This is a genomic window from Streptomyces anatolicus, assembly GCF_019400875.1.
Classification (GTDB): Bacteria; Actinomycetota; Actinomycetes; order Streptomycetales; family Streptomycetaceae; genus Streptomyces; species Streptomyces anatolicus.
The window spans coordinates 1-9,471 of sequence record NZ_WMBF01000243.1 but is presented as its reverse complement, the minus strand read 5'-3'; the positions used below and the strand labels follow the sequence as shown (position 1 = coordinate 9,471).

General features: G+C 67.9%; 9 protein-coding genes and 1 pseudogene. 2 read left to right on the top strand and 8 right to left on the bottom strand.

Annotation, left to right across the window (positions count from 1 at the left end):
- Positions 1–123: 123 nt before the first annotated feature.
- The 6 genes from GKQ77_RS20605 to GKQ77_RS20580 form a co-directional block, all read right to left on the bottom strand.
- Positions 124–864, bottom strand: a complete 741-nt coding sequence (locus tag GKQ77_RS20605; protein ID WP_219690398.1) for a TerD family protein — start codon at positions 862–864, stop codon at positions 124–126.
- A gap of 158 nt (positions 865–1,022) precedes the next feature.
- Positions 1,023–2,165, bottom strand: a complete 1,143-nt coding sequence (locus GKQ77_RS20600; protein ID WP_219690397.1) for a DUF475 domain-containing protein — start codon at positions 2,163–2,165, stop codon at positions 1,023–1,025.
- Between the two features lie 64 nt (positions 2,166–2,229).
- Positions 2,230–2,805, bottom strand: a complete 576-nt coding sequence (locus GKQ77_RS20595) for a TerD family protein (protein WP_219690396.1) — start codon at positions 2,803–2,805, stop codon at positions 2,230–2,232.
- A gap of 120 nt (positions 2,806–2,925) precedes the next feature.
- Positions 2,926–3,501, bottom strand: coding sequence for a TerD family protein (locus tag GKQ77_RS20590; RefSeq protein WP_125512573.1), 576 nt, complete (start codon positions 3,499–3,501; stop codon positions 2,926–2,928).
- Between the two features lie 116 nt (positions 3,502–3,617).
- On the bottom strand, positions 3,618–4,094 hold the full coding sequence (locus GKQ77_RS20585) for a peroxiredoxin (protein ID WP_219690395.1): 477 nt from the start codon (positions 4,092–4,094) through the stop codon (positions 3,618–3,620).
- 186 nt (positions 4,095–4,280) lie between these two features.
- Positions 4,281–4,712 carry a DUF3052 domain-containing protein gene (locus GKQ77_RS20580; RefSeq protein WP_125512575.1) on the bottom strand — a complete coding sequence of 144 codons (432 nt, stop codon included), beginning with the start codon at positions 4,710–4,712 and terminating at the stop codon, positions 4,281–4,283.
- A 367-nt stretch (positions 4,713–5,079) separates the two neighbouring features.
- On the opposite strand from GKQ77_RS20580, the gene aceE reads away from it, so the two are divergent.
- Both aceE and GKQ77_RS20570 read left to right on the top strand, forming a co-directional pair.
- Entirely contained in the window at positions 5,080–7,812 is a 2,733-nt protein-coding gene (gene aceE, locus GKQ77_RS20575; protein WP_219690394.1) for a pyruvate dehydrogenase (acetyl-transferring), homodimeric type, read from the top strand.
- 82 nt (positions 7,813–7,894) lie between these two features.
- On the top strand, positions 7,895–8,752 hold the full coding sequence (locus GKQ77_RS20570; protein ID WP_219690393.1) for a potassium channel family protein: 858 nt from the start codon (positions 7,895–7,897) through the stop codon (positions 8,750–8,752).
- Positions 8,753–8,770: 18 nt separating this feature from the next.
- On the opposite strand, the pseudogene GKQ77_RS34170 reads toward GKQ77_RS20570, so the two are convergent.
- Positions 8,771–8,848 (bottom strand): annotated as a pseudogene (locus GKQ77_RS34170) (small hydrophobic protein); the annotation flags it as partial.
- A 54-nt stretch (positions 8,849–8,902) separates the two neighbouring features.
- Positions 8,903–9,325, bottom strand: a complete 423-nt coding sequence (locus GKQ77_RS20565; RefSeq protein ID WP_219690392.1) for a peptidase inhibitor family I36 protein — start codon at positions 9,323–9,325, stop codon at positions 8,903–8,905.
- Positions 9,326–9,471 lie beyond the last annotated feature (146 nt).

Genomic DNA, 9,471 nt, shown 5'->3' with positions numbered 1-9,471 from the left:
GCTATCCGCAGCCGGTGACCCCGATGCCGGACCCGAACTTCCGGCTGCCTCCGCAGGGCCCCCAGTTCCTCTCCCGCTGAGGGCGCGGGTCTCGCTGGGGGCGCGGCCGCCGGTGGCACCCGCTCAGCCCACCTTGGTCTTGTAGCCCCGGCCCCACTGCAGCCCCCAGCCGTAGAGCCGGTCGAGCTCCGCCTGGAAGCCGTAGACGAACTTCACCTCGCGGCGCACCATCAGCTCGCCCTTGACGTTCTCGATGGAGACCACCGCGCACGAGCGGGCCTGCGGCTGGCGCTCGTCCAGGTCGATCTCGATCCTCGGCCCGTTGCTGGGGTAGAGCGTGACCTTGGCCTGCGTGCGGTCGAAGGCGGGCGTCTGGTCGTAGATGTACGCGAAGACCAGCAGCCGCTTGATGGACTCGCGGTGGTCGAGGTTGACGTAGATCGTCTCCCCGGACGGCGAGCCGAACCGGTCGTCGCCGCTCAGCTTCACGTACGGCGGTGCGTTGAGGCTCCCGAAGAAGCTCCCCAGCGGCTGTACGACCCCCTTGGTGCCGTCCATCAGCTCGTACAGACAGCCGATGTCGAGGTCCACGTTGACCACGCCCTGGGTGTGCGCCTGCACGACGTCGGGCTGGAACATCTTGAGCGGGTGCCGCAGCAGACCGCGGCCGCGCCGCTGCTTGCCGATGATGTCGGACGTCCGCATCTGCCAGGACAGGTTGACCCGCAGATTGCCGGTGGCCGCGCCCTGCTTGCTGAGCGAGACCGTCGGGTTGCGCTTGGTCAGTTCGATGGAGTTGCTCGCGGCGCTGCCCGACTCGAAGTCCATCGAGCGCCCACGCCACAGACCGTCCCAGAAGGACATGCCGCCCCCAAGTGTCCTTTGTGCCCCGCACGAATACCGACGGGGCGGCCATGAGGAAACCTCCTCGACGGCCGCCCCGCACAGAGCGTTCCTCACCCTGGCCGCCGTCACACTCCGGAGTACGGAATCGGACAGTTCGGCGAGGGAATCAGTCAGCGTCAGACCCCGGACGGGACCTCGCTCTTCTCTCCCGAGCTGCCCTGCCCCTGGGCCGCGAGCCGCTTGTTGCGCAGCACGGACGAGACGAAGGACCAGGCGATCAGGATGACGCCGACGGAACCGGTGATGACCTCGTGGATCTCGTACTGGATGGTGACGAGGAGGATCACGGCGAGGGCACCGATCGCGTAGTGCGCGCCGTGCTCCAGGTAGACGTAGTCGTCGAGGGTGCCCTGGCGGACCAGGTAGACGGTGAGCGACCTGACGTACATGGCGCCGATGCCGAGGCCGAGCGCCATCAGGACGATGTCGTTGGTGACGGCGAAGGCGCCGATGACGCCGTCGAAGGAGAACGACGCGTCCAGGACCTCCAGGTAGAGGAACATGAAGAACGCGGCCTTGCCGGCCATGACGACGGCGGGCACCTTCTTCCCGCTCTTCCTGGCCTCTTCCTCGGCCTCGTGCTCGCGCTCCTCCTCTTCCTCCAGCTTGTTCTCGAAGTAGCCGGAGAGGCCGCCCACCACCAGATAGGTGATGAGACCGGCGATGCCCGAGATGAGGACGGTCTGCGCCTTGTCCACATGGACGCCGCCGTGCTGGTGGGCGTTGGTCGCGAAGGTCATCGCGGTGATCATGAGTACGACGAGGGCGATGCAGACCGACAGCATGTCGACCTTGCCGAGCTTGGCGAGCGGACGCTCGATCCAGCCCAGCCACTTGATGTCACGGTCCTCGAAAATGAAGTCGAGGAAGATCATCAACAGGAACATGCCACCGAAGGCGGCGATCGACGGGTGAGCGTCGGTGACCAGCTGCTGATACCGGTCCTTGTCGTTGAGCGCGAGGCGGACCGCCTCGATGGGGCCGGTCTTGGCACTGATGGCCACGATGACGACGGGGAAGACCAGCCGCATACCGAAGACCGCGATCAGGACACCGATGGTGAGGAAGATCTTCTGCCAGAAGGCACTCATCTTCTTCAGGATTCCGGCGTTGACCACCGCGTTGTCGAAGGACAGCGAGATCTCGAGGATGGAGAGGATGGCGACGACGCCGAATCCTGTCCACCCTCCGTAGAGCACCGCGGCGACAAGGCCGAGCGCGGTCACCGCGAACGACCAGCCGAAGGTTTTCAGAATCACTGGTTACCCAATCGTGTGTGTTACGGGCTCCCGTTGAGCGGTCTCCCCCGCGCCGGTCCCGGCTTTACGAAACGTTGACCCCGAAGTCTAGAGCGATACCTCGCAGGCCCGACGCGTACCCCTGGCCAACGGCGCGGAACTTCCATTCGCCCCCGTATCGGTACACCTCACCGAAGATCATGGCGGTCTCGGTGGAGGCGTCCTCGGAGAGGTCGTAGCGGGCAAGCTCCTGGCCGTCCGCCTGGTTCACCACGCGGATGAACGCGTTGCTGACCTGGCCGAACGCCTGGCCGCGATTGTCCGCGTCATGGATCGAGACGGGAAATATGATCTTGTCGCAGCCGGCGGGCACCTTGGAGAGGTCGACCAGGAGCGACTCGTCGTCGCCGTCGCCCTCACCGGTGGTGTTGTCACCGGTGTGCTCGACGGAGCCGTCGGGGCTCTTCAGGTTGTTGTAGAAGACGAACCACTCGTCGCCGAGCACCTTGCCCGCCTGGCACAGCAGCGCGCTGGCGTCGAGGTCGAAGGGGGCGCCGGTGGTGGTACGGACGTCCCAGCCGAGGCCGACGAGGACCTGGGTGAGGTTCGGAGCGGCCTTGGAGAGGGAGACGTTGCCTCCCTTGGCGAGTGTGACGCCCATGTTCGTGGTCCTCCCCGAGGGTGGGTGATGCGGGCACGCGGTGGTGAGCCGGTGAGCACGTCCGGCGCCGCACCTCGTGCGTGTGCGGCGCCGGACGACACGGCGGAGGGGCTGCTCGGCTCAGACGTTGACGCCGAAGTCCTGCGCGATACCGCGCAGGCCCGAGGCATAGCCCTGGCCGACCGCGCGGAACTTCCACTCCGCGCCGTGGCGGTACAGCTCGCCGAAGACCATGGCGGTCTCCGTCGAGGCGTCCTCGGAGAGGTCGTACCGCGCGATCTCCGCGCCGCCCGCCTGGTTCACCACGCGGATGAACGCGTTGCGGACCTGGCCGAACGACTGCTGGCGCGTCTCGGCGTCGTAGATCGAGACCGGGAAGACGATCTTCTCGACGTCCGCGGGCACCGAGGCCAGGTCGACCTTGATCACCTCGTCGTCGCCCTCGCCCTCACCGGTGGTGTTGTCACCGGTGTGCTCGACGGAGCCGTCGGGGCTCTTCAGGTTGTTGAAGAACACGAAGTTCTGGTCGCTGCTGACCTTGCCCTCCGCGTTCGTCAGGATCGCGCTGGCGTCGAGGTCGAAGTCCGTACCGGTGGTCGTACGGACATCCCAGCCGAGGCCGACCAGAACCGCGGTCAGGCCAGGCGCCTCCTTGCTCAGCGATACGTTGCCGCCCTTGCTGAGGCTGACTCCCACGAGTCCTCCCAATTGGTGTCCAGGGGCGGGGAGCCCCAAGCGTTGCGTTGCCATCGGATCAACGAGTGGATCCTAGTGACCGGTTCCCGGCAGCCACAGGCTCTGCGGCTCAAGAATCACGGGGTGTCGAGCGCGTCGAGCGCCTTGACGTACTCATTCAGGTCACGCGCGTCGGGCAGGCCGTTGACGACACTCCAGCGCACGACGCCCTCCTTGTCGATGATGAAGGTGCCGCGCACCGCGCACCCCTTCTCCTCGTCGAAGACGCCGTACGCGCGCGAGACCTCGCCGTGCGGCCAGAAGTCGGAGACCAGCGGGTACTCCAGGCCCTCCTGCTCGGCGAAGACGCGCAGGGTGTGGATGGAGTCGTTGGAGACGGCGAGCAGCTGCGTGTCGTCGTTGACGAACTTCGGCAGCTCGTCGCGGAGCGCGCACAGCTCACCGGTGCACACGCCCGTGAACGCGAACGGGTAGAAGAGCAGCACCACGTTCTTCTCGCCGCGGAAGTCGGAGAGCCTCACAGTGCGGCCGTGGTTGTCCTTCAGCTCGAACTCGGGGGCCTTGGTGCCGGTCGCGATTCCAGCGAGCGCCATGAGTTACGCATCCCTTCGACGGGGCGGGCCCCTGGGCGGGGCCGTTCGGGTGACACCCCACCCTACGTCCGCTGATCTACGTCCCTCCGGGGCCTTCCGGACACACGTGCGGCCCTCGCCGACGGATGGTCGTCGGTGAGGGCCGCACGGCTGTCTCGCTGGGATCGCGGCTCGGTGCGCGCGTGGCTAGCGCTTCTTCGAGGCCGCCTTGGGCGTGACCAGGCGGGTACCGCTCCAGTCCTTGCCGGCGTTCGTGCTCTTGGACTGGGACAGGCCCGCGGTGGTGGCCGCCTCGCCGATCTCGCTCGGCTCGACGTAGCCGTCACGACCGGTCTTCGGAGTCAGCAGCAGGATCTGGCCGCCCTCCTCCATGTACGCGATGGCATCCACCAGCGCATCAGTCAGGTCCCCGTCGTCCTCACGGAACCAGAGCACCACGGCATCAGCCACGTCGTCGTAGTCCTCGTCGACCAGCTCTGTGCCGGTGGCCTCCTCGATGGCCTCGCGGAGCTCCTGGTCGACGTCTTCGTCGTAGCCGATCTCCTGGACCACCTGGTCGGGCTGGAAACCAAGCCTTACGGCAAGGTTCGTCTCCGCGTGGTCCGCGGTCGCGCTCACGGATTGCCTCCTGATCATGTTTTTCGGGAATGCCTTCAGCCACGCGCGTGCGCGGGGCGTTGGCCGTAGTCCACACGGGCGGGACGGATCGCGCAAGTACCCGGCCGCCGAGACCGCCGAAACGGTGACGTTCCCGGCCGTGTCGCCGCAACTGCCGCCTCATCCGTACGGGACCGAACGGCTCTGCGAAGCGGTTAAGCAGGATGGGCGTATCGTTGCGATTTGGTCGAGCCTACCCCAGGGACACCGGGTGATCGCCTCGGTTACCTCTCGGTAGAGATGACGTTCGCTTCCGTCGGGTACACGATGGGGAGCGGTGCACGGCCAGGCAGTACCCAGGTGAAAGCCCCAACAGCGAAGGAACAGCGTGGCTTCCGGATCCGATCGCAACCCGATCATCATTGGCGGCCTGCCTAGTCAGGTCCCGGACTTCGATCCCGAAGAGACCCAGGAGTGGCTGGACTCCCTCGATGCCGCGGTCGACGAACGCGGCCGTGAGCGGGCCCGCTACCTGATGCTCCGGCTGATCGAGCGCGCCCGCGAGAAGCGCGTGGCCGTTCCCGAAATGCGCAGTACGGATTACGTCAACACGATCGCCACCAAGGACGAGCCGTTCTTCCCCGGCAACGAGGAAATCGAACGCAAGGTCCTGAACGCCACCCGCTGGAACGCCGCGGTGATGGTCTCGCGCGCCCAGCGCCCCGGCATCGGCGTCGGCGGCCACATCGCCACCTTCGCCTCCTCCGCCTCCCTCTACGACGTGGGCTTCAACCACTTCTTCCGGGGCAAGGACGAGGGCGACGGCGGCGACCAGATCTTCTTCCAGGGTCACGCATCCCCCGGTATCTACGCCCGCGCCTTCCTCCTCGACCGGCTCTCCGAGCAGCAGCTCGACGCGTTCCGCCAGGAGAAGTCCAAGGCGCCGCACGGCCTGTCCTCGTATCCGCACCCCCGGCTGATGCCGGACTTCTGGGAGTTCCCGACCGTCTCCATGGGCCTCGGCCCGCTCGGCGCGATCTACCAGGCGCGGATGAACCGCTACATGGAGGCGCGCGGCATCGCCGACACCTCCAAGTCGCATGTCTGGGCCTACCTCGGCGACGGCGAGATGGACGAGCCGGAGTCGCTCGGCCAGCTCTCCATCGCCGCCCGTGAGGGCCTGGACAACCTCACCTTCGTCGTCAACTGCAACCTCCAGCGCCTCGACGGCCCGGTGCGCGGCAACGGCAAGATCATCCAGGAGCTGGAGTCGCAGTTCCGCGGCGCCGGCTGGAACGTCATCAAGCTGGTCTGGGACCGCAGCTGGGACCCGCTGCTCGCCCAGGACCGGGACGGCATCCTGGTCAACAAGTTGAACACCACCCCCGACGGACAGTTCCAGACGTACGCGACCGAGACCGGCGCCTACATCCGCGAGCACTTCTTCGGCGACGACCACCGCCTGCGCGCCATGGTCGAGAACATGACCGACGAGCAGATCCTGCACCTGGGCCGCGGCGGGCACGACCACAAGAAGGTCTACGCGGCCTACGCGGCGGCCAAGGCCCACAAGGGCCAGCCCACGGTGATCCTCGCCCAGACGGTGAAGGGCTGGACCCTCGGCCCGAACTTCGAGGGCCGCAACGCCACGCACCAGATGAAGAAGCTGACGGTCGACGACCTCAAGGGCTTCCGCGACCGCCTGCACATCCCGATCACGGACAAGCAGCTGGAGGACGGCGCCCCGCCGTACTACCACCCGGGCCGGGACTCCGAAGAGATCCAGTACATGCACGACCGCCGCCAGGGCCTCGGCGGTTACGTCCCGACCCGAGTCGTGCGCGCGAAGCCTCTCCAGCTCCCCGAGGAGAAGACGTACGCGGCCGCGAAGAAGGGCTCGGGCCAGCAGTCGATCGCCACCACCATGGCGTTCGTCCGCATCCTGAAGGACCTCATGCGGGACAAGGAGATCGGCAAGCGCTTCGTGCTGATCGCCCCCGATGAGTACCGCACCTTCGGCATGGACGCGTTCTTCCCGAGCGCGAAGATCTACAACCCGCTCGGCCAGCAGTACGAGGCCGTGGACCGCGAACTCCTCCTCGCCTACAAGGAGTCGCCCACGGGCCAGATGCTGCACGACGGCATCTCCGAGGCGGGCTGCACGGCCTCGCTGATCGCCGCGGGCTCGGCCTACGCCACCCACGGCGAACCGCTCATCCCCGTGTACGTCTTCTACTCGATGTTCGGTTTCCAGCGCACCGGCGACCAGTTCTGGCAGATGGCCGACCAGCTGTCGCGCGGCTTCGTGCTCGGCGCCACCGCCGGCCGCACGACGCTGACCGGCGAGGGCCTCCAGCACGCCGACGGCCACTCGCAGCTGCTCGCCTCGACCAACCCCGGCTGTGTCGCCTACGACCCGGCCTTCGGCTACGAGATCGCGCACATCGTCAAGGACGGCCTGCGCCGGATGTACGGCCCCGACAGCGAGGACGTCTTCTACTACCTCACCGTCTACAACGAGCCGATCCAGCACCCGGCCGAGCCGGCGGACGTGGACGTCGAGGGCATCCTCAAGGGCATCTACCGCTTCAAGACCGGTGAGCAGGGCGCCATTCCGGCCCAGATCATCGCCTCCGGCGTCGCGGTGCCGTGGGCGGTCGAGGCCCAGCAGATCCTCGCGTCGGAGTGGAACGTCAAGGCGGACGTCTGGTCGGCGACCTCCTGGAACGAGCTGCGCCGCGAGGCCGTGGACGTGGAGCGCCACAACCTCCTGCACCCCGAGGAGGAGCAGCGCGTCCCGTACGTGACGCGGAAGCTGTCCGGCGCGGAGGGGCCGTTCGTGGCCGTCTCCGACTGGATGCGGAGCGTCCCCGACCAGATCTCCCGCTGGGTGCCCGGCACCTACCAGTCGCTCGGCGCGGACGGCTTCGGCTTCGCCGACACGCGTGGCGCGGCCCGCCGCTTCTTCCACATCGACGCCCAGTCGATCGTGGTCGGCGTGCTGACCGAGCTGGCCCGCGAGGGGAAGGTCGACCGCTCCGTACTGAAGCAGGCGATCGACCGCTATCAGCTCCTCGACGTCACGGCCGCCGACCCCGGTCCCGCCGGGGGCGACGCGTAGCCCTGACGGCAATACACGTCTCGTCCGGAGGGCGGCGGGCCCATGGGTCCCGTCGCCCTCCGGCGTTTTCTACGATGCGCCCATGAAGCATCTACCGGCACAACTCCGCTGGGAGCGGCGTACCCAACGTCCGCTCCTCATGCTCGCGGTGGCGTTCGCCGTCGCCTACGCCGTGCCGATCGTCATGCCCGACGCGAGCCGGTCCGTGACGCGGACCTGCACGGTCGTGGAGTGGATCGTCTGGGGTGCTTTCGCCCTCGACTACGTCGTGCGTCTCCTCCTCTCCGACCATCGCGGGCGGTTCGTCCGCACGCACTGGCTCGATCTGTGTGCCGTGATCCTTCCGATGCTGCAGCCGCTGCGGTTGCTGCGGCTCGTCTCCACGCTGATGCTCGTGGGCCGGCGGGCTCGCATGGCGTCGCAGATCACGCTGACGACGTATGTCGTGGGGGCGGTGGTGGGCCTGCTGATGTTCGGCTCGCTGGCGGTGCTCTCCGTGGAGCGGGAGTCGCCGGAGGGGAACATCAAGACGCTCGGCGACGCGGTGTGGTGGTCCTTCACCACGATGACCACCGTCGGCTACGGCGACCACGCTCCGACGACGGGGCTCGGCAGGGTGCTCGCCGTCGGTCTGATGCTGTCGGGCATCGCGCTCCTCGGTGTGGTCACCGCGAACATCGCGGCGTGGTTCATCGCCCGCTTCGAGATGGACGATGTCGAGGAGCGGCGCCAGACGGCCGCGATCCAGGCGCTGACGGCCGAGGTGCGGGCGCTGCGCGCGCAGGTGACGGCCCTCTCGGGAGCCGTGGTCCCGGCGCCCGCCGGGCCCGCCGATACCGCCGGGCCTGCCGATGCCGCTGAGGCCGCGAGGCCCGCCGAGGCCGCCGCCGGGGCGACGGAGGCACTCGGCGGGACGGCGCGTTGCCCCAGCGGGCCATAGGGCCCGGTGGCGTGAAGACCCGGGTGTCGCGCGGTCCGGCCCGCTCCGCGACCACGTGCGGCCGCGTGAGCGAGGGTGCGTGCGCGTCCTGCGTCCGAGTCAGCCGGTTCCTGCCTCTAACGGTTGCCTCTAAGGCGCGAGTACCCGCATTCAGTTCTCCCAGACCTTGAAGGCCCGCACGCGATAGGGGGATTCGGGCGCCCAGGTGCCGCTGCCCGGGTAGGTGTTGAATTCGGCGGTCTCGGCGCACTTCGCGGATTGGTACGCGGTGACCGGGCGGCCGGTGCGGTTGGCGAGAGCCTGCGCGCTGCCCCCCTCCGGCAGCGCGACACAGCTCTCGATGTCGATGTCGGCCAGTTCATACGCATGCCGGGCGCCTTTGAACTTCGCCTTCTCCCAGAGGCACAGCTCACCGGCCGCGCACCGGCCCGATGTGGGCGGGGCCGCGGCCACGGCGGGTGGGGGCGAGAGGATCACCGCGGCCAGGACGGCGAGCGCGGCGAGTAACGCGGCCGTGGTGGCCGCGAGGGCCGTGATGGTCGCGGAAATGGTTTTGGGCGCGGTCGTACGCATGTGCTTCAACCCCCGTGTCGTATGGCTCAGTTGTCCGCGTCGTGCGGATCTCCCGTCTGAACTGTGGACCGTCCGACCGCGCCATCGGAAGGGGTACGAATGTGCGTCACCCGGATAGGCGAAAGGCCCCCGGGATACCCCTGAGG